15 protein-coding genes are annotated in these 20,301 nt (G+C 47.9%); 3 read left to right on the top strand and 12 right to left on the bottom strand.

The features are described 5' to 3' along the window. Positions 1-172 precede the first annotated feature (172 nt). From ACTRXI_RS13105 to ACTRXI_RS13050, 12 genes are all read right to left on the bottom strand, one after another. Positions 173-457, bottom strand: a complete 285-nt coding sequence (locus ACTRXI_RS13105; RefSeq protein ID WP_474263205.1) for a hypothetical protein — start codon at positions 455-457, stop codon at positions 173-175. Continuing rightward, entirely contained in the window at positions 423-1,526 is a 1,104-nt protein-coding gene (locus ACTRXI_RS13100; protein ID WP_474263203.1) for a hypothetical protein, read from the bottom strand. The genes ACTRXI_RS13105 and ACTRXI_RS13100 overlap by 35 nt, the downstream gene beginning before the upstream one ends. Positions 1,527-1,701: 175 nt before the next feature. After that, the gene (locus ACTRXI_RS13095; protein ID WP_474263201.1) at positions 1,702-2,763 is read right to left on the bottom strand and encodes a tyrosine-type recombinase/integrase; all 1,062 of its coding nucleotides are present in this window, start codon (positions 2,761-2,763) and stop codon (positions 1,702-1,704) included. A 671-nt stretch (positions 2,764-3,434) separates the two neighbouring features. Then, positions 3,435-6,323, bottom strand: a complete 2,889-nt coding sequence (locus ACTRXI_RS13090; RefSeq protein WP_474263199.1) for an alpha-L-rhamnosidase — start codon at positions 6,321-6,323, stop codon at positions 3,435-3,437. 27 nt (positions 6,324-6,350) lie between these two features. Next, positions 6,351-6,980: a YesL family protein gene (locus ACTRXI_RS13085; protein WP_474263197.1), complete on the bottom strand. Its 630-nt coding sequence runs from the start codon at positions 6,978-6,980 to the stop codon at positions 6,351-6,353. Positions 6,981-6,994: 14 nt separating this feature from the next. Continuing rightward, positions 6,995-7,843, bottom strand: coding sequence for a carbohydrate ABC transporter permease (locus tag ACTRXI_RS13080; RefSeq protein WP_474263195.1), 849 nt, complete (start codon positions 7,841-7,843; stop codon positions 6,995-6,997). Positions 7,844-7,858: 15 nt separating this feature from the next. Beyond that, positions 7,859-8,746 (bottom strand): carbohydrate ABC transporter permease, encoded by an 888-nt coding sequence (locus ACTRXI_RS13075; RefSeq protein ID WP_474263193.1) that lies wholly within the window; start codon positions 8,744-8,746, stop codon positions 7,859-7,861. Positions 8,747-8,825: 79 nt separating this feature from the next. After that, positions 8,826-10,112: an ABC transporter substrate-binding protein gene (locus ACTRXI_RS13070; RefSeq protein WP_474263191.1), complete on the bottom strand. Its 1,287-nt coding sequence runs from the start codon at positions 10,110-10,112 to the stop codon at positions 8,826-8,828. Positions 10,113-10,208: 96 nt separating this feature from the next. Next, positions 10,209-11,690 (bottom strand): response regulator transcription factor, encoded by a 1,482-nt coding sequence (locus ACTRXI_RS13065; RefSeq protein WP_474263189.1) that lies wholly within the window; start codon positions 11,688-11,690, stop codon positions 10,209-10,211. After that, positions 11,668-13,440 (bottom strand): sensor histidine kinase, encoded by a 1,773-nt coding sequence (locus ACTRXI_RS13060; protein WP_474263187.1) that lies wholly within the window; start codon positions 13,438-13,440, stop codon positions 11,668-11,670. The genes ACTRXI_RS13065 and ACTRXI_RS13060 overlap by 23 nt, the downstream gene beginning before the upstream one ends. An 84-nt stretch (positions 13,441-13,524) precedes the next feature. Further along, positions 13,525-15,063, bottom strand: a complete 1,539-nt coding sequence (locus ACTRXI_RS13055) for an alpha-L-rhamnosidase-related protein (RefSeq protein ID WP_474263185.1) — start codon at positions 15,061-15,063, stop codon at positions 13,525-13,527. A gap of 141 nt (positions 15,064-15,204) precedes the next feature. Beyond that, positions 15,205-16,488 (bottom strand): glycoside hydrolase family 140 protein, encoded by a 1,284-nt coding sequence (locus ACTRXI_RS13050; protein ID WP_474263183.1) that lies wholly within the window; start codon positions 16,486-16,488, stop codon positions 15,205-15,207. A 726-nt stretch (positions 16,489-17,214) separates the two neighbouring features. Between ACTRXI_RS13050 and ACTRXI_RS13045 the strand changes: the two genes are divergently transcribed. The 3 genes from ACTRXI_RS13045 to ACTRXI_RS13035 all read left to right on the top strand — a co-directional run bounded on the left by ACTRXI_RS13045 (position 17,215) and on the right by ACTRXI_RS13035 (position 19,999). Next, on the top strand, positions 17,215-18,231 hold the full coding sequence (locus ACTRXI_RS13045) for a Gfo/Idh/MocA family protein (RefSeq protein ID WP_474263181.1): 1,017 nt from the start codon (positions 17,215-17,217) through the stop codon (positions 18,229-18,231). 24 nt (positions 18,232-18,255) lie between these two features. Then, positions 18,256-19,080, top strand: coding sequence for a sugar phosphate isomerase/epimerase family protein (locus ACTRXI_RS13040; protein ID WP_474263179.1), 825 nt, complete (start codon positions 18,256-18,258; stop codon positions 19,078-19,080). A gap of 88 nt (positions 19,081-19,168) precedes the next feature. Continuing rightward, positions 19,169-19,999 (top strand): sugar phosphate isomerase/epimerase family protein, encoded by an 831-nt coding sequence (locus ACTRXI_RS13035; RefSeq protein ID WP_474263177.1) that lies wholly within the window; start codon positions 19,169-19,171, stop codon positions 19,997-19,999. Positions 20,000-20,301: the final 302 nt, after the last annotated feature.

The raw sequence follows: 20,301 nt of genomic DNA, 5'->3' as shown, positions 1-20,301 counted from the left end.
TATTAACTAAAACACCATTTAAAAAGGATTCTGTCTTATAATATAAGAACATTTTGCAGAAAAATTAAATATTCGATTAAAATGATAATGAAAAATTCAAAGTTTTTTTCACTCTTTTACCTTTAGTTAATAAAAATCGCTTTATTAATGAAGGAATCCATTGTTAAAGAAACTATTTAATAATTAATAAGTTATTATCTCTTTTTCTTTTACTTCTAACTCTAGATCTCAATTTAATATTTTCTAGTTTATTAAATTCTTTGGGCGAATCTTTTTCTTCTTCGTCTTTTTGTGGTTGACTCTCCAGCACAGCTTGACTTTCAAGACCTTTTAATATTTTTTCTTTCACTTCTTCTTTTTCTTCTAAAAATCCACCCTCACTTAGAGCTTCTAAAAGATCTTTTATTATTTCTTCATTGTTTTCAAAATTCCCTTTTGAGGTGTTGTAGATTGTCATCCAAAATACCTCCTTTATCATTTATGTTTCCCTTAACAAGATTATATCTAAACAACAGCTCTTTGAATGTTGAAAGTATCTCTTCTTCTAACATAGAAATTTCTTCTACGGATAAATCCATTTCTTCACCTATGTCGTAGGCTATCAAAAATAATTTTTTTTCACCAAAAGAGGTATGAACTATATAGGTTAAATAATTTCTTGAATTTTTCTCTTCATTAATTCCTTCATAGGAAAAATCATGAATAACGCTTATATTAATTGGCTCATGTAAAAGTATGGCTTGGGGTATCCCAATTCTTCTTTTACCAGCACTTCTTCGGTCTTCGATTTCTTGATATACGTCTTCAATTAAATCAAAAAAAGGTTCATAGGCTTTATTTTCTTGTAGTCCTTTTCTATTCAATCCTTTTAAAATATAGTTTAACGCAATGTCAAATAACATAAAATTTTCATCTTCATCTTTAACATAATTAGCATCACTTTGCTCAATAAACTTCAATAAAGGACTAAAATCCGCTGAAAGTTCTAAAGCTAACACAGCTTTTCTTAATTCCTTAACCTTTTTTTTATTGAATCTATATGTTTCCTGAATAATAGCATTAGAGCTGCTATCAATATCTATATAGCTTTGATCATAACTCAACCTAACCACATAGTTTTTTTTCTGAATTGCCAAAGCATAGTCATATAATTGTACGCTTAAAACGTTTTGTTGATTACTTACAAACTTTTTACACAATTCATTGTATAGAGAATCTCTTTCATAATGCTGCAAAGTACTATATAAATTCACATAATCTATTCCGGCTTTTTCTAATAAACTCTTATAGTGATTAATTTCTGCATTCTTTTTGTCTGACCATAAGAAAAAAAAAGTCAAGCTTGCGCCAACCAATATTATAGGCCAAAGAAAATTTTGCCAATCACCTATCAGGGCAATTATAGCAAAGAAAATACTAAGAAACCCAATAGTTTTACCAGTGCCTTTTTCGGTAATATTAATTGATTTAGCTTTATCATATATTGTCGCTTTTCTTGTAGGAGGAGTTTGTTTGTTAAATGACAAAATGTACTCTCCTTTTATTTGTTTACTGGTGTTCAAAGTATAGCATGGAAACAGTATCAACGATAATTTTTTAGCTTAAAATTAGATATTATTTGCCGAAATAGATACATATTTGAAGATTGTTTGTAAGGAAAAAACAATCTAATATTAGGATATCAAAATTCAAACGCTTCTGTTATTTATTTGTGAAACTTCTCGTATTCACTTTTAACCCTGCATGCTCTCCGTAATTTCTCCGGCGCAGTAAGTACCGTTCCGTTGTTCTTATCGACGCATGACCCAGCATATCCTGAACCGAAGCAAGGTCAGCACCGTGCTCCAACATATAATACGTCGTATAATGACGGCATGTGTGTGGCGTAATAGGGTCTCTACGATGTTGGACAAATGGAAATGGCGCTGAGGCCATGAGCTTGCTGAAACGATCTCCTAAGTAGTTTACATGATAATGCTCCCCGTTTTTCTTTGGAAAGAAGGCAGACTCTCCGGTAAAAATCTCTGTGATCATTCCACGCTCTTTCCGGAAATTTTGGAGGATACGCAGCACATCGACGAAAAGGAAAATTGGCCGCTCCTTTTCTCCCTTTCCCGTAATGTGCAGAAAAAAGGCCCCTTCTGGTGAACGCCATTCCAGGTCGCGCCATTTTGCATTCGCTAGTTCTTCAATTCGCATACCTGTACTCGTTAAAACGACTAACAACGTATAAGCAAACAGATCTTTCTGTTTGAAATACGTTAGCAATTGCTGGACTTCGTGCTCATGGAGATCCCGGTCCACGAGCTCCTCTCTAGGTTGAGCCACGGGCGCCATTTTTGTCGTCAAATCGGTTTCTATCATATCTTCCTGCACGAGAAACCGTAGGAATTGTTTAATAACCGTACTATGGCGTGCCAGCGTACTCGCTTTATACCCTTTCTCTCGCTCGAGATGCAACTGATAGGCATAGATACGTTGAGGAGAAATATTTCTTAATCCTCCGAAACCCTGTACGTAAGTAAGAAATGGGACAAGCGTTTCTAAGTATTTGCGCTTTGTTCGCTCACTTCGCTCCTTACGCAGCGTATTGTTTTTATGTAAATAGATATACATCAAAAATTCATCGGGGATCTGCCCCCACTCGACTCCTTCAAAACCTTCGGCAGAAATATCTGTATATAAGTCGCTATTCAGAAACGAGTGAGACCTTTCCAATGAAAGAGCTTGGGTTTGATTTCCTGGTAGAACTAAGTGGTTCATTCAAAGCCCTCCCCATTGTTATTGTTCTTATTTTAAAACCTAAGGAAACTGAAGCTTTCTTTAGTATTTATTTTATCATGGTTAGACGATATACAGTTGGTTAAATAATGTAAATAATCACATTTACGTACACGTAAACGTTTCAGTAAATTAATCTAGTAATATGTTGCACTTGCACCTGAAAAATAGACACACTTGCCTGGGGGTTAGAACGTTTATCTTCATAGTATTTTTAGGCGTCAATCTTTAAGTCGTTTTGCTCAAGTTCGTACATTATCACACGGTCGTCTACGGCGCTTGTCCTTTAATAGTTATATTTCTGCTGCGCCAATCCAACGACTTCATTATTTACGTATTAAGAAGAATGATTGATGTTTTATGTACGGTCCATAAAATTTTCGACAGTACAAAAAAATCCCAGCCAATATGGCTGGTAAGCATGGTAGGTATATAACGATTAAGGTAATAATTGGGGGGCCATTCTTACCTTATCACAAGCAGGATCTATGGGCTACGTGAACACAATGATCTTTACAAACACTTAAAAAAGCACACTGCACCAAGCTTGGGAAGCAGGCAAAGATTCTTCACCTGCAGAAGCAACAACACCCCCCAGGCATCCAAGCAGCCGTGGATGGGTCCACGCCAAAACCTCCTCTGACCAAAAAAACCTATTTTTCCGCTTCCAATCTGGCTTTAAGCTGATTCAGGACATCTTTATCTATTTTATCGTTCACAACCGGGGTTTGTACTAACTCCTTTATGGGTGTATCGGGGTAATTCGTCCAGACGACTTCCTCTCCGGCGAATTCCGGCGCTTCCGTGAGCAGTATATCTCTAGACGGGCCGTGTGCGAACAGCTCATTGATCGAGCAATGCACGCCCCGTTCGGCGCTAAACCATCCGTCTGCCGAATAGACGATATGATACTCGCCCTTCGACAGCAACAGCTCCGCGTCATGCTCGCCGTACTGCTCGGCAGCCGCGTCGTTAATCCATACTTTTTTCCCTTCAGCCCCCGGGAGCTCCACCCGTGCTTCAGCATCAAACGGCACGCTGCACGTAATGTGGATGTGCCCGCCTTTAAACTCCCAACCACAGGCTACATGGCCGGAAGCCGTTTCAATGGAAGCCCGGGCGTAGGTAAGCCGCGCGTCCGGCTGTGGAGCCAGCGTGATCCGCTTGTAGCCGGGAGCGATTTCGTCCGTCTGGATGCCGCACATTTTCGTATACATCCACTCGGCAATGGAGCCGTACGCGTAATGGTTCAACGAATTCATACCGGTACCGCTGATGCTCCCGTCGGGAAGTATCGAATTCCACCGCTCCCAGATGGTCGTCGCCCCCATGTCCACTTCGTACAGCCAACTCGGATATTTATCGTTCAGCAGCAGCGTGTACGCCAGCGTATTCATACCGTTGTCCGAAAGGGCGTGATTCAAATACGGCGTACCTACAAACCCGGTCTGCAGATAGCTGTGATTTTTCGTCAGCAGGTAATGCAGTTCCGCACTGATACCCGGCTTAAAATGCTCCGGCACCAGATCCATATACAGAGCGACCACGTGGGCCGTCTGGGTGGGAATCGTGCATTTACCGGCAATGGAAAAGTATTTCTGCTGAATAGCCTCTTTGATTTCCTTCGAAAGCTGTTCGTATTCCGTCGCCTCGTCCGTCCTGCCGAGGGCCCTCGCCGCTTTGGCGGTGAGGGCAGCGGAATAGCAGTAGTACGCGGAGGCGATATAATACACATCGGTGCCCCCGAAACGGTCTTCGTCAAAACTCCCGCTGCCATCGAGCGCAAGCCAGTCACCAAAATGAAATCCTTCCGTCAGCAGACGGTGTTCACGCGTGGTGTCATCGGTGCGCCGCAGATAGTCCACCCAGTCGGACATAATCGGATAATGCTCCTCAAGCTGATAGAGATCGCCGTACTGCTGGTAAAGTGCCCAAGGAATCACTGTGGCGGCGTCCCCCCAGGCGGTGGAGCCGGTCGAGGAAGCGGCCAGGAAGCCTCTGCCACCTTCGGCCGGTTTGATTTCGGGCACTAAAAACGGCACCGCGCCGTTCATGCGCAGCTGTTCTTCGCGCACATCCTTCATGTATTTCCGGAAAAATGCCTGCGTATGCATATTCATTGAAGCCGTCGCCGCAAAAATCTGGGCGTCCCCCGTCCAGCCGAGACGTTCGTCCCGCTGCGGGCAGTCAGTCGGTACATCCAGAAAGTTGCCCTTTTGGCTCCACAGCGCGTTTTCAAACAGCCGGTTCACGCGATCGCTGGACGTCTCCACGCTGCCAGTCCGGTCCATGTCACTGTACACGACGAGGCCGGTAAAGTCTGCTTCTGATACTTTTTCAAACCCAATCAGCTTCACGTAACGGAAGCCGTAAAACGTAAACGCCGGCTCCACCTCCTGCTCGTGCCCGTCGGCAATGTAAGTGTACTGGGCTTCAGCCGTCCGCAGGTTCTCCTGATAAAAACAGCCGTCCTGCAGCACCTCTCCGTATTTCAGCTGCAGCACAGTACCGGCAGGCGCCTCCGTCCGGAACCGTACCCATCCAGTCATGTTCTGCCCCATATCAAGCACCGTTTCTCCGGCAGGCGTATGCAGAATCTCGGCCGGAGGTCGCGTTTCCATGATTTTAACTGATGGGCTGTAGCGGGCAGTCAGCTGTGCCGTGAATGGCTCCAGCTGCCTCACCGGCTGCCATCCTGCAGCCTCCGGGCTTTTCGACCAGTCCTTAATTGCTTTCGTAGCATCGTACACTTCACCGTCGTAAATATTGCTGAACGTTACCGGCGAGACTGCCGCCTTCCAGCTGTCATCCGTACGGATTACCTGCTCGGTGCCGTCTGTAAACGTGACAATCACTTCAGCAATCGCTGCATAATCCTCGCCGTACAGATCTGTATGACCTCCGTTAAAACCAAAACGCCCCTTGTACCAGCCGGGTCCAAGTGAGAAACCGATCACATTATCGCCGTGGTGGATATAGTCACTGACGTCAAACGTCTGATACTGCAGCCAGTAGTCGTACGCGTGAAACCCCGGAAGCAGATATTCGTTGCCTGCTTTCCTACCGTTTACGAACAGTTCGTAAATTCCCAGTCCGCACGCATACACCCGCGCCGACTGTACCGGTTTGTCGATTTTCCACACTGTTTTCAGCAGCGGATGCGCGTCTCCCGATACTCCGTTCCCTGGCGTAATCCAATGCGCCTGCCAAGGTTCCTCCATTTTCGCTGTTTCAAACCAGGCCGGCTCGCTCACGGCGTAGCCGCCATGATCGCCCCACACACTGACCCGCCAGTAGTAGCGGGTTCTAGGTTCCAGCTTCAGACCCTCCGGCTTGTAGGCAAGTGACCGGATCTTTTCATCCCTTCCGCTGTCAAACAGCACATTCTCAAACGCGGCGTTCCGGGAGATTTCCACCCGGGCAGCCTGCTGGAAGGACGAGTCTCCCTCTTGATCTTCCGTAATCCATGAAAGCCGGAGCGGCTCCAGGAAAAAGCCGAGCGGCTTCTCCAGGCCGTTCACTCGCAGATGCGTAATCTTCACATTGTTTCCTCCTTACAGTCAGCATGCTTATGCCGCTGATTCCTCGTTTTGATATACAGGCATTTTTGATAGCGGCTTCTGAAGCATGACAGTAATCAGCAGACACGGCAGGCTCGCACCCATCAGCCATAAGAACGGTATGTTGATCGTCAATAAAAAGAGCACAAACACGACGAGCACAATCGGAAATACCGACACAAGCGATGCCGTTCCGAACACAAACGCCTGTTTAAAACACTGCGGCACGCTCCAACGCCCATCGAGCAGAAAAGGGAAAACAACTACTGCGGCGCATGTAAAAATAATCGCGACCGTAGCCAAAAACGGCAGCAGCACATAAGAAAGCGTCGTTTCCATCCGCAGCAGCAGATGCACATCCACATACAGCACGACAGCCGTTGCCGTCATGCCGTACCCAATCATGTTGCTCCGTACTAACAGCCGCTTGTAGTGTGCGAAAAATTCCTTCCTCATCGACTTTCCACTGTCTGGGTCTTCCCGCAGACGGTCTGCTACCGCAAAAACAGAAGCAAGCGCCGGAAAAAATCCAACGAGGCCGAACAGGCCGATAATGGTGAATCCGAGCCAGAGAAAGTTTAAATAAATAAGCTTCAGGCTCCACTGGGTAAGCTTCTGCATAAATGCGATAAGTTTCATCGTTTTCTCCCTTCTTAACCTTTCACAGCACCGCTGGTCATGCCCTTCATGACGAGCTTATTCAGGAAAAGATAAAGCGTCAGCGTCGGGATTACTGTAAGAGAAATCGCTGCAAATGTCGGTCCCCACTGGCGCTGGCCGTACGAGCTGGTAAAGTTCAGCAGCCCGGTCTGGATCGTCCGCAGATCGGTATCGTTAATGAACGTGAGCGCGAAGATCAAATCGTTCCAGACGAAGAAAAACTGAACGAGGGCGATCGTGACAAAGGCATTTAGAATAATCGGCACCGCGATGCGGTAGAACACCTGAAAAATATTGGCCCCGTCCACAATGCCCGACTCGATCAACTCATTCGGCAGGGCTTTAAAGTAGCCGGAGAACAAAAAGATCGTGAGCGGCAGGCCGAATGCAATATAAGTAAGAATCAGCCCGGGAATGCTGTTCAAAAGCCCGACGTTAAAGTAAATGTTAAACAGCGGGAGCAATACAATCTGCACCGGCACCATAATACCGGCCAGAAACAAGAGCATTGCGCCGTTTTTCCACTTCCAACGCAGCTTCTCAATGGCAAATGCGGCCATCGCGCCGAACAGCAGAATGCAAAAGAGCGCCGGGAACGTCGCCATGACGCTGTTTGTAAAGTAGGTGCCAATGTTACCGATCGTCCAGGCATCCACGTAGTTCTGCCAGTAAAATCCGTCCGGCAGGGCGAACATCGGCTTTGTGTTAAATTCGCTCGGTGCTTTCAGCGAGGACAGAAGCAGCCAGATGATCGGATAAATCGTCACAAGCAGAAAGAACGCAACCAGAATTTTGCTGATTAAATTGAGAGGCTCAAAAAACCTTTTAACTTTGTTATTCATTATGACCACCCTTTATTATTCCGTGACATCTGTACGGGAAAATCTGTACACAGCGAGTGTGACAATAAGCGAGAGGAGCAGGATGAACACGGCAATCGTGCTTCCATAGCCATACTGGCTGTAGGTGAACGCCACCCGGTACATGTACATTGTGAGCATTTCGGTGCTGTTGCCCGGCCCGCCGTTCGTCAGGGCGATGACCGATTCAAACACCTTGAGCGTGCCGTTCAGACTGAAAATGATCGCAGATATTAAAATTGGCCGGATCATCGGAAGCACAATGTTGGTGGCAAGGCTCCATCCTTTGGCTCCGTCAAGCTTTGCCGACTCGAGCACATCATCAGGAATATCTATCAGGCCGGCATACAGAATAACCGCATAGAAGCCCATTGCCCGCCAGATATCCATAATACAAACAATCCAAAACGCCGTGTCGCCCTGGCCGAGCCAGGCCTGAATCCACATTTCGAGGTTGAGCACCCGCAGCAGTTCATTAAAAATACCGAGCTGCGGAGAGATTTCAAATACCTTCGCAAACAGCTGGGCAACCGCTACTGCCGGCAGGACAACCGGGAAAAAGATGAGCGTCCGGATTAAAAATGAAAATTTCCGGATGTAAAACACGTACAACAGGGCAATTATCAGGCCAAGCACGACCTGGCCGGTCGTAACGATAAACATGTACCGCACGCTTCGCCACAGACTGGCAAAAAAGTCCGGGTCGTTGAATACCGCCTGGTAGTTTCGCACTCCGACGAATTCAAAACCGGTGATCGGCGACCCTTCAAAAAACGTATACACGAGAGACCAAATAGTAGGAATGATAATAATAACTAAGTAAATCAACAGCGCCGGCGCTAAAAACGCCAGTATGATTCGTTTTCTTCCCAACGTTCGTTTCATATGCGGCCACCTTCTATCAGGGAATTAGTAATTGAAAGAGGCCGGCAACCTCTCCACCGGCCTCCTGTAACAGGTTAATCTATTCCTGCATCGTCTGTTCGATGCCCTGGAGATACTCTTCCGGTGACATGGAGTCGTTGATCAGCTGCTGCGCACCGTCCTCGGCTTCCCGCTGGGTTTCGGCGTCAAAGTTGGCCTCGAACCATAATGCGCCTTCTTCGACCTGGTCAATCTCTCCTACAACCAGCTCGGTTAATGGATCGACATTGTCTGGCACATTTTCTACTTTAAAGCCTGATACAAAGCCATAGTCCTCAAGTGCCGTTTCCGGGTATCTGGTGAAAACGTATTCCATCCAATCTGCTGTCTGCTCATCAAAGTTTTCTTTAGAGAACGCAAGTACGAGTCCAGCGTTAATGGAGTAGTCGTCAGCAGATCCTTCGCCGCCTTCCACCTCTGGTATGTTAAAGAAGCCAATATTGTCGATATCGATTTGGTTCACTTCTTCATTGTTAAAGTCGGAGAGCGACCAGCTTCCGGAGTAGTACATTGCAGCGTCACCCTGCAGGAAGATGTCCAAAGCGGCGTTTGCGTCCAATGTATTGGCTCCCTCACCGAAATAGCCCTGGTCCGCCATGTTCTGCACCGTTTCCGTTGCTTCAACGAAGCCGTCATCGGTAATACTCAGCTCACCCTCGGCCACCCGGTCCATTGCGTCACTGCCGTATTCACGGATCGCATAAGCGTTGATCAGCCTCGTGATCGGCCATTTTTCCTGACCGGCAACGGCGAATGGCTGAATATCCTGGGATTGGAGCGTTTCACTTGCTTCAAGCATTTCATCCCATGTTTCCGGCTCTTCAATGCCTGCTTCTTCAAACAGCTGCTCATTAAACCAGAAGCCCTCAATGTTTAATTCCACCGGTACGGCGTACAGCCCGTCCGTCCCCGACAGATCCTTCAGTAAATCCACAGCTGCCGGGTTCAGGGAATCCTCCAGACCGAGGTTTTCAAATTCTTCTTCAATATTGACGAGCTGGTCGGCTTCAATCAGATCCTGGAGCCGGTTGGATTCAAATTCAAACATGTCCGGAAGATCATTACTCGAAGACAGCGTCTGAATCCGCTGCTGCAGGTCGGTCTGAGGCACCGTTTCAAGCTCCACCTCCGCACCGCCTTCCTCCTCCTGGTACTGTTCGGCCAGGTCCATGATCACCCGCGTGTCCCCACCTTCACTGTTCGCAGTCAGAAAGTTCATCGTTTTTGTATCCGAGCTTCCCCCTTCTTCTCCCCCGCCAGACGAACACCCTGCGGTCACGCCCGCTACGAGCATCCCCACTGCCATTACTGCTGCTTTCTTCTTCATCGAATTTCCCCCTTCGTGATTGCTTACTTTCATAGTAAGCGCTTTCAACTATTAATATAACTGCGCCATTTTTCGTATATGGTCCGTTTTTTTTGGTCAGGCTCCGGCATTTTTATATTCGCCGGGTGTGACTCCGGTATGTTTTTTAAACACCTCGGCAAAGTGCCGGTATGTATGATAGCCGACCCTACCGGCAACATTAGCCGTTTTTTCACCTGCAGCGAGCATTTCCTTCGCCTTTCTCACCCGGTACCTTGTTAAGTATTTGATGTACGTTTCTCCTGTTTCTTCTTTAAACAGCACGCTAAAATAGGTGGCGTTCAGCTCCACATGTTCTGCCGTTTCGTGCAGGGTGATCGGCTGATCATAGTTTTCCTCCATGTACCGCAGAGCTTTCTTCACAGAGGCGTGTCTTTGTTCCTGCGGGCGCTCTTTCATCCATGCAAATAGCGTCAGCAGCCGGTGGTAAAACCACGCGAATACTTCTTCTCTCGTCAGTAAATCCTGAATTTCTTTATGCGGACGCCAGTCCTTGATCAGGTCAATATCCTGGTAGTCGTTCATTTCCTTGACCGCGTGCATGCAGGAATACAAAAGCTCGAGAATCTCGTTTTCCATTACCTCTTTTTCGAACCGTTGGCTGTAAAACCATTCCCTGTAACGCTCAATCTGGTCCTCCAGCTTCTCCCGGCTGCCGATTTTCAGACAGAGAATCATCGCTTCCCCCTGGGTGGAGAGCTGCCGGCCCGCTGATTCGGCATGTGGAAGATCTTCATAAAACACCACTCCCTCTTCACCCATAAACTGGCCGTAGGTCCACGCCTTCACTGCCTCCCGGTAGCTTGCCGGAATGTCCGTCACCGCTTCGCGCCGACGGCCGACACCGACTACCGGCGCCGTTAAAAACAAATCATTCTGCTTCAGCCATTCCACGTCGCTTTCCTTTTTTTCGTGCAGCAGCACATACGTCCAACTTGTTTTCTCCTGCAACGCCATGTAGCGGAGTGTGCCGCCCGCTTCCATATCGAGCGGCGTTTTCGATACGAGCACGGAATAACAGACCGCTCCAGCAAGCTTTTCTTCAAGCAGCGGCTGCCATTTGCCCGCCGCTTCCTCTGCGCCGTGCAGCAGATCAGCCAGTGCTTTTTCCGCCAGCTCCTCCTCGCTTTCCTGCAAGGCTTCCTTTATCGTATGAAACTCCTGCTGGCGTCCGATTTCCTTCATCGTTTTATCAAGCACGTCCTTAACCTTTGGGATCGTTACCGGCTTTTCAATGTACTCCAGAATGCCGAGCGACAGCCCCTTTTTCACGTATTCGAATTCATTAAAGCCGCTGAATACAATGCAGACAGTCTCCGGGTCCATTTCCTTGATTTTTTCTATCACCTCAAGGCCATTCATGCCGGGCATTTTGATATCAGTCAGCACAATGTCCGGCCGGGTATCCAGGTACAACTGCCACCCGGCTTCCCCGTCACTCGCAGTACCTGCGAGCTCGATGCCGTACTCCTCCCAGTTGATCAGCTTCTGCAGCCCTTCAAGCACAATGTATTCGTCATCCATAATGATCGCTTTCATCCTGTATACTCTCCTTTCCGGGAACGTAGCCGAGCATCACTCTCGTCCCTTCGCCGACCGTACTCTCCACGTGGAAAAAGCTGTGCTTGCCGTAGCTGTACTCCAGGCGCTCCCGTACGTTTCTCATGCCAATCCCGTTCTGGTGGGTATCATCGTTTTCAAAGCCGACGCCATTATCCGTAATGGCAAAAACAATGTAACCGTTGTCCCGGTACCCTTCGAGTGTAATCGTCCCTTCCCCCATTTTCGGCTCCAGGCCGTGATAAATCGCGTTTTCAATCATTGGCTGCAGCAGCAGCTTAAGGATGTTTTCGTCGTACAGATCGTCATCAATACTTTCAGTAAAGGTAAACCGGTCGTTGTAGCGGATGTTTTGAATCGTTAAGTAATGCTGGACATGCTGCAGCTCCTGCCGAACCGGGATGAGACGCCCGTGCTGAGTGAGAATCATTTTAAAGTTTTCCGACAGGGAAATTGCCATCTGGGCGACATCGTCGTTGTTCTGCAGCGCTGCCTTCCAGTACATCGAATCAAGCACGTTGTATAAAAAATGCGGATTGATCTGGGCCTGTAGCGCATGCAGCCGGGATTCCCGCTCGCTGATTCTGGCCTGCAGGAGGCGCTGATTCAGCTTTTCATTTTCGGCTGATACGGCTTTAAAGGTGTTACCAATCATGCCGACTTCATCGTTTTTAAATGTGGTCGAAAACTTCCGCTGCCCGAGCGACCAGGCGAGTAGCATCGCTTTAATTTTGTTGAGCGGTCGGGTGATGGACTTGGACATGATGGCCGAGACAGCAATTATTAACGCCGATATCACGAGCACAAGAATGAACGTGACAATGCCGATCTGCCGGGAATCCCGCAGCAGATAGCGTGATTCAATCATTTTCACCAGATGCCAGCCGGTTGTGCTGTTCACATGACTCGTCACCATATAGCCGTTGTCTTCGAGTCCGGCTGTGACATTGTCAATGTCTCCCCGCGTGTCGTCTGTCTCCAGGGGGCCTGCAGAGCCGGCGACTCTCTGCGTGCCTCCGTCTTCCGGAGCCATCACCATGAACTCGCTCTCCTCCGACTCCTCCATCGACTCCCCAAATACGTCCGTATCGAGATTGATCACAAGAAAGCCGATCGGACTCCGGTCGAAGTTGTCTGGATCGAGCAGCTGCTTGACCGACGAAAACGTCTCGCTCTCCTCCCGGCTGGTCAGCACGTTCTGGGGCAGAAATACTTCCCTGCCTTCGGCTTCTGTCATCTGCCGATACCAGTCCTCGTCTCTAACCCGTTCGGGATTGCTCTGATAGATCCCCAGATTATTGGACCGTCCACTGCAGGCCGCCCGAAGCTGGTTGTCGTACAGGCAGACCGAAGCGATATGGTTCTGCTCAATCAGATAGTTAGAGATGATCTCTTGCATCCGGAGCGTCGACTCATAGCCGATCACCTCCCCCTCTTCACTGCTCGTGCTGCCGTTGCGGAGCTCCTGCTGCAGGCGGTCATCGGACAGGATGAGGCGGTGGAGCTCGATGACGTCTTCGAGCAGCAGGTCCGTCATCTGGCTCGAGGTGCTCAGCTGGTCCTGATTGGTCGTGACGTAATTCGATTCGATCGTATCCTTGGAAATATGATAGGAAATAATGCCGAGCGCGATAAGCGGGAGCATCGCAATAAGTATCATCGTTAAAAAAAAGCGGCCGCGCAGCTGCTTTAAATTCACGAGCGACCAGAACCGGTTTCTCCACTTCATCTTTCCACCTCTCTCCGGAATAAAATAAATAACGATAGACGAAAGCAGCACGCTGCGTTTAGCGTGCTGGCTTGGTTCGTTCTTTTATGACTGCAGGTGATACTTCCGCATCAGGTACGACGGGGTGCAGCTCCAGGCGTGGCAGTAGCTGTTGATGATGTGACTTCCGTACGGGGAAAACTGCAGGTCCGACGGGTTGAACAGCTCCCAGAACGTATCCGCGCCGTTATCCACCATCGCTCCCCAGTAGTTTTTCATTTCTGTCATAGCCCGTTTATTTTCCCCGCTCAGCGCGTACGCTTCTATAAGGTGATGGTACAGGTACGGCGTCATTGGCCGGATTGTAACATTGTCGTTCTCCAGCCGTGAGAGCAGCTGCCGGCTTTCCTCTGCGTTCAGCACCCCGGCTAAAATCATCCAGATCTGGCTCGCCCACGATACCTGGCGGTCCTTCCCGCTTACAAAATATCCGCGATCCCCGTCCCATAAGTACGTAAGGGCAGCCCCCTGCAGCTGCCGGTGCTTTTCTCTCAGCATCTCCGCCGCCGGATCGCCCAGGGCTTCAGCGAGCACAATTGCCCGCTCCAAGCAGTAGAGGAGCACGCCCTGACTTGCTGCCTGTTTGTTTAACTCATCATGCCAGTCGATAAACGACCACCATGTGTCGTCATCCATCAGCACGTTCCGCCCGTCAAGGCGCTCAAAGCTGATCTCCATCTGGCGGAGCGCCGTCGGCCACAAGTCGGTAACTGCTTCCGTCACTCCCCCGTAGTCATATAGGTCATACAGGGTAGCCGCAAAAAAGGCAGAGAAGTCAAACAGATACGTGTCATCGGCGATCAGCTCCGGCTGGGTAAACACGTTTGCCGCCACGCGGCCGTCTTTATCCGCGCTTGCGGCAAACAGGTACAGGCAGCGCTCCACGAGGGACGTATTCTTAAACGTATAGTAATTCGCTAGCGCCTGCAAGCGCAAATCTCCGAGCCACAGCCTTCGGTCTCGTTTCGGTCCGTCTTCAAACACGTACTGCATGCAGTTGCGAAGCGTCGTGACAGCCGTACGGTCAATCCGCTGCGTCTGTTCATCTGCCGCGAGAGAAGGGACAGGAAAATCGAAGGACGCAGAAGTTACATGAACTGCCTTCGCATTTGAAAACTGGACACGGTATTTCTGCGACGTAGCGAGTACGTCGAGCTTTACGTAGCGGAACGTATATCGCCGTGGCAGATGCAGCTCCGCCGGCAGCAAATCAACGTGATACACTTCCTCCTGCAGCCATGAGCTGCTGAGCCAGCCGTCGTACTCCTCGAACGGCTCGCCGATTTCGACCGGCATTTCCCCCACTGTCAACTTCAGATGCAGCGGTGCATCCGGCGGGCTGCCCACAGGAACAATATTCATCTGCAGATAGCCGACCACGTGTTCACCGAAATCAAGCACCACAGAGTCTCCTTTGCCGAACGTGTACTCATGCAACGCTACGGCTTCAGCCACAGGCTCCGCTTTCCAGCCATGGATATGTTCGCTGGAGGGCATAATGTTTACGATCCGCTGCGGAGTTATTGTTCGTTCGGCCATTTCAGGCTTCCGTGCTTCTGCCTTACGTTTAAGGTTCTCGTTCACCGCTCCCCACTCCTCCCATTTGTATATATGATTGATTTCGATAGTTGAAAATATTCTCTTCTTTTATTAAATCGTTCAAATGATAACGGTTATAATTCAACATTCATTGAAAAACATGCTCATTTTACTGGTAATAGTTTTTTATGTTTTTTCTCCGATGATTAACACATCCGACTCGAAGTTATGCATATCAATAACGGTCTTGTTTGTTTCAAACGAAGCTTCTGCTGATCCAAAACGTCTCTGTTCTAAATCGATAATCGTAAATGTGTAACCTTCCAGCCGTTGATTCAGTTCAATCACTGTGTTTACCGGCACGTAAATAATGACTTTTGTTAACTCCCCGACCTGGGAAGCCCTGATTTCTTCAGTGCTTTTTGATACAAGGTCTATTGGTTGTATGTCTTCCAGCTTGTATAATTCAAATAATTTTTTCATAAATGAATAGTCCCAGGCTCCTTCGAACTTTAAGGCGTCCCGCCAATCGAATGGAAGCTCAAAGGATTCCCCCACTAACCCAAACCGTTTTCCTTTTTTATGCCAGCTCCATATTCCGTGGGCGCCGTAAGTGATACCAGCACTGGCACCGGACAATAAACTCTGCCAGGCAGCTTTTCTGACCTCAAACCGGTTAAACCTTCCAAAGGTATTTCCAGCGTATCCCATTTGCTCATAACACGGCTCTGAATTAAGGGAGGGTTTTTGTACCAGCTTGTTATTAAACTCTTCCGCCAGCTTATGGGACATATGCTGAGCCTGGATGTTATGGCCGGATTGAAACATGTAAATATCCAGATTATCGCTGAATAATAATTCAGGCGGCAAATCCATGAACCCTCCTTTAACATGCAATGATGTTATACAATCAGGGCTGCATTCCTTGATTGTATTCAAAGCCACCTTATAATGTTCAATTGCTTTTTCTGTCGGAAAATCGGTATCCCCGCTCACCAAATATACAGGCGCGTATTTTGAAAACCGACGATCAACAAATTTTACATACTCTTCCACCAGCTCTAAAGGCATGATGTTTTTATCATTAAGTTTAGACCCCCACGTATCCGGAACGTAGTCGCACCATAACAGTACAAGAGCTGGGACAAAGCCTTTATTCACGGCCATCTTCACCATTTGTTCAGCTCTTTCAAAATAAGCGTCATTTCGTTCATAGAAATTAAACGATCCATCGCTGTAGTAGTCGAATGGTTTTATATGAATATCTGCTTCACTGGCATCCCATTGCTGCAGCAGATTGATTTGGAGAACATTAAAACCTTGTATTTTTCTGTAATCCAGATAATTCCCCCATTCTTCCAGAGTCGCATTCGTAAAAGCACTCCATACCGTATCGGCAAGATAAAAAAACTTTTTTCCATCCTTTGTTTCCAAATCCCGTTTATTTTCCGAGACCCTGACTGTATTCAATTGATTCCCTCCCACTTATTGCTCTTTTATCATTTTCACTTCATGAAAATGACATTTCTGAAAAATCCAGCTGTCTCACTGCCCACCCCAGTTCTTCCGTCAGTATCTGTACTTTAAACCTTTACTGTTTTTCTTTATTAAACCACCCTAATGATAGCGGTTACAATTGAGCATTCTTTGGAAAACATGCTTTTTTTACAGGTGGAAGAGTTCTTCCATATAAAAAAGGCAGCGGCCTTTTGGCCCCTGCCTGAGAGCGTCGACAAATTGTACATTAAAGAGGAACCACCAAGATTACCACGAAATTTGGGCTGTTGGCCGTTGCCTATCATTTGTAAAAGAAAACAGGAACCATGAAAAAGAAGCCAGAGAATTATCTCCAGCTTCCGTTTCATGAGTGATCATTCGATTTTTGGAATCGTCCCTCTTTTTTTGATTTTATTTCGATGGCTGTTTGTCTAAAGCTTCATTATAATATAGCGAACATAAAGGCTTTCTGGCTCCCTCCAGGAAGCCTTTTTGCATGTGATTAGGACAACGCCAATTGCATAAATGGAATGTTTACCTCCTATATGATGTCTATACCGTTTACATATCCAGGGCATAAGAAAGTTTCCCCATCTGTATGTTCTACCGATAATTGAAAAGGTTTACATCAAGAAGGAAATTCATTACAATGAGCGTATGATTACGAAAGCGCTTACTCTAATTTAGGGGGGATCATACATGGAAAAAATCAAGGTCGGTTTCTTAGGTTCGGGCTTCATTGCTTCTGTACACAGTTCTATTCTGCAGCAGGACGAACGCGTGGAAATTATGGGAGTTGCCGATATTGTGCTGGATAATGCCAAAAAGTTAGCCCAAACCCTGGAAGGACATGTGCAGGCCGTGGAAACCCTGGAGGACCTGATCGGCTTAGGAGTCGATACGGTGTATGTGACAACGCCGAATACGACCCACGTCGAGCCTGTGATTCAATGCCTGGAAGCAGATCTGAATGTATTTAGTGAAAAACCGATGGCTGTGACCGAAGAAGGAGCGGCACGAATCCGGGCCGCAGCAAAGAGGTCCAAAGGCGTATATAATTTAGGAATGAACCGCCGGTACGCGTATACACATAAAAAAGTAAAGGACTGGATTGAAGAAGGTGCGCTCCACCCTTACCTCGGACAGTTCAAGCTCAACCGCGGGGAACTACTCAAGCCAGCATGGACAGCAGATTCAACTAAAACGGGTGGGTTTCTGTATGAAACGACGATACATCAAATCGATCTGCTCCCTTATTTTTTCGGTCCGGTGAAAACCATTCGATGTGAAGCAAGACAAACCATTTCCGATAATGAATTTGATGATTTTGCCGTGCTCGTAACCTTCGAAAACGGCGGCATGGCCACCCTTGTCTCCTCGGCCCATTCGGGCTGGAGCTTTCCATTTGAAGCTATCGAACTTTACGGAAAATATGCCACAGCATCGACCGCCGAGCTTGAAACAGTGCGTTTGTCCCCCGGGCTGGAACAGCAGATGATAGCCGAAGACTATACGCAGGTCCCGTTCTATGAAAAAGGCGGATACATTGAAGAAGACCGGCTGTTTATCGACGCCCTGGTTAACGACACCGCCCCACCCGTAGATGTCGATGACGCCTACCAATTAACCATGCTGGTCAACGCCATTTATGAGAGCGCCCGTACCGGGAAAGAAATCGATGTTGCCAGCCGGGTCAAGCATCTGAAGACAATATAAGACAAAGCAAAAAGGATGGTCGTAATGAAATTTTCCATATGCAGTTGGGTGTTTGGTGATCAGCCGATCGAACAGACGATGCGGGACGTAGCCGCCATGGGATACGATGAAATTGAAATTCATGCCCATGATTATGATTGGAACAAACTGAACAGCTTAGCGGACGACTTGTCATTAACGATTCGTGGGATTACCGCCAATGCCGGCTGGCCGGATAAAACCACAGACCTCTCCCAGACAGAGCCCGGCATGCGAAAAAAATCGGTGGACTATTTTCATCAACAAATTGACCGGGTCGCGCGTGCCGGGGCCGAGTACTTTGTCATGTCTCCCTGCGCCCCTGGAAAAGCAGCTCCTGATGCCAGCGAGCAGCAAAATTGGGACGCGGCCGTGCAGTCGTTAACAGACATCGCCCCCTATGCCCATGCCAACAATATTGTGTTAGTGCAGGAACCTCTCAACCGGTATGAAAGCTGTATCATTAATAACGGCAAACAGGCCCGCGCCTTGGTCAACGAAGTTAACCACCCGGCCGTACAAACGATGTTGGATACGTTTCACATGAACATCGAAGAAACCAATTTTGAAGAAGCACTTCACGATGTCGGCGACGCCCTGGCCCACATCCACGTGGCGGACACGAATCGACGAGGTCTGGGAGCAGGCCGCCTAGACTGGGAAGCATTTGCGGCCAACGTCAAAAACAGTGGCTATCACGGCACGATCACGGTGGAGTGCCTGGCTCCGGGGAAAGACCCCTTTAATCCCAATAAAGCGGAAACCCAGATGAATCAGTTGTATGAAGATGCCACCTCATCGCTTTCAACATTAAAACGCTTATTTTTATGATTCTTGTCATTTTACGTAAGCGCTTAACGTTTGGATGCAATTACAACAGTTCTATGCACGGAGAGAACAAAAAGGGAGAGATAATACGATGAAGATCGGCTTGAACGGATCGACGACGAATCAATGTACCTTGTTGGAAGACATCGAAGTGGCAGAAAAAGCGGGGTTTGATACCCTGGAACTACGCACGTATAAGCTGGATTCCTATCTGGAAGACCATTCGCTCGCAGAGCTTGCCAAAAGCTTCCAACAGTCTTCCGTGCATCCTTACGCGATCAATTCTGTAGAATTTTTTAACATGAAGCCCGAGCTGGAACAGCAAAAGATGTTGCAGGAAACCGAACGCTGGTGCCGCATCGCTTCCGCCATCGGCTGCCCGTATGTGATTGCGGTGCCGAGTGAAGTGCCGGAGGGAACCCCCACCGAGACGATCATCGAAAACACCGTACCCATGCTCCGACAAATGGGGAATATTGCCGCCAACTACCACGTGCGTATCGCGTTCGAATTTATTGGTTACAGCAGCTTTTCGGTCAATGAACTATCCACGGCCAATCGCATCGTTTCCCTTACCGACCATCCGAGTGTAGGACTCGTGGTGGATGCTTATCACTTTTTCATTGGACGATCGACTCTCCAGGATCTCGAAGAAGTCTATCAAGAAAACTTGTATGTTTTTCATATCGATGATGCGGAAGACGTTCCGGAAGCCGAACGGACCGAGGCGAACCGGGTGTTCCCGACCCTCGGCCTGATACCTTTAAGGGAGATCATTGGCACTCTTGAAAACATCGGCTACGAGGGGCCCGCCAGCCTGGAATTGTTCCGGCAGGAGTATTGGGACATGGAGAAGCAGGCATGCGCGGATGCTTCGTATGCCTATGTGAAAAAAGCGCTGGAGGAGGCCGCTGCTCCTTAACGGAACGAACCAGTTGCTTTCGACATGCGGCAAGTATCAAGGAAGCAGAAAAAAGAGGAAGACAACAAGCCAGACGTAAAATTCATAGGTTGTCGTTGGAGAATCACCTCCAACGGCAACTTTTCTATGGAGTCATTTTTTCTCTGAGGGACTTTCTCTCGCTTTGTTAAGTGGCAAGCTTAATGGCTACTTTAGTACGTTGCTTGTGCCTCTCAAAACGTTGTACTTTTTGAAAAGTATAAAAAATAGTTTTTTTAACATGTTCCACACAAAAAGCCAGCTAGATCGGAAGAGCACACGTC

It is taken from the genome of Marinococcus sp. LNHM4E3-1 (genome assembly GCF_056034405.1).
The sequence above is the reverse complement of the archived record's forward strand: the minus strand, read 5'-3'. Positions and strand labels throughout refer to the sequence as shown.

What these genes read in the sequence shown, in the direction of transcription:
- ACTRXI_RS13105 (WP_474263205.1), bottom strand. Translation starts at nt 457, where the DNA reads ATGACAATCTACAACACCTCAAAAGGGAATTTTGAAAACAATGAAGAA.
- ACTRXI_RS13095 (WP_474263201.1), bottom strand. Translation starts at nt 2,763, where the DNA reads ATGAACCACTTAGTTCTACCAGGAAATCAAACCCAAGCTCTTTCATTG.
- ACTRXI_RS13085 (WP_474263197.1), bottom strand. Translation starts at nt 6,980, where the DNA reads ATGAAACTTATCGCATTTATGCAGAAGCTTACCCAGTGGAGCCTGAAG.
- ACTRXI_RS13080 (WP_474263195.1), bottom strand. Translation starts at nt 7,843, where the DNA reads ATGAATAACAAAGTTAAAAGGTTTTTTGAGCCTCTCAATTTAATCAGC.
- ACTRXI_RS13075 (WP_474263193.1), bottom strand. Translation starts at nt 8,746, where the DNA reads ATGAAACGAACGTTGGGAAGAAAACGAATCATACTGGCGTTTTTAGCG.
- ACTRXI_RS13070 (WP_474263191.1), bottom strand. Translation starts at nt 10,112, where the DNA reads ATGAAGAAGAAAGCAGCAGTAATGGCAGTGGGGATGCTCGTAGCGGGC.
- ACTRXI_RS13065 (WP_474263189.1), bottom strand. Translation starts at nt 11,690, where the DNA reads ATGAAAGCGATCATTATGGATGACGAATACATTGTGCTTGAAGGGCTG.
- ACTRXI_RS13060 (WP_474263187.1), bottom strand. Translation starts at nt 13,440, where the DNA reads ATGAAGTGGAGAAACCGGTTCTGGTCGCTCGTGAATTTAAAGCAGCTG.
- ACTRXI_RS13045 (WP_474263181.1), top strand. Translation starts at nt 17,215, where the DNA reads ATGGAAAAAATCAAGGTCGGTTTCTTAGGTTCGGGCTTCATTGCTTCT.
- ACTRXI_RS13040 (WP_474263179.1), top strand. Translation starts at nt 18,256, where the DNA reads ATGAAATTTTCCATATGCAGTTGGGTGTTTGGTGATCAGCCGATCGAA.
- ACTRXI_RS13035 (WP_474263177.1), top strand. Translation starts at nt 19,169, where the DNA reads ATGAAGATCGGCTTGAACGGATCGACGACGAATCAATGTACCTTGTTG.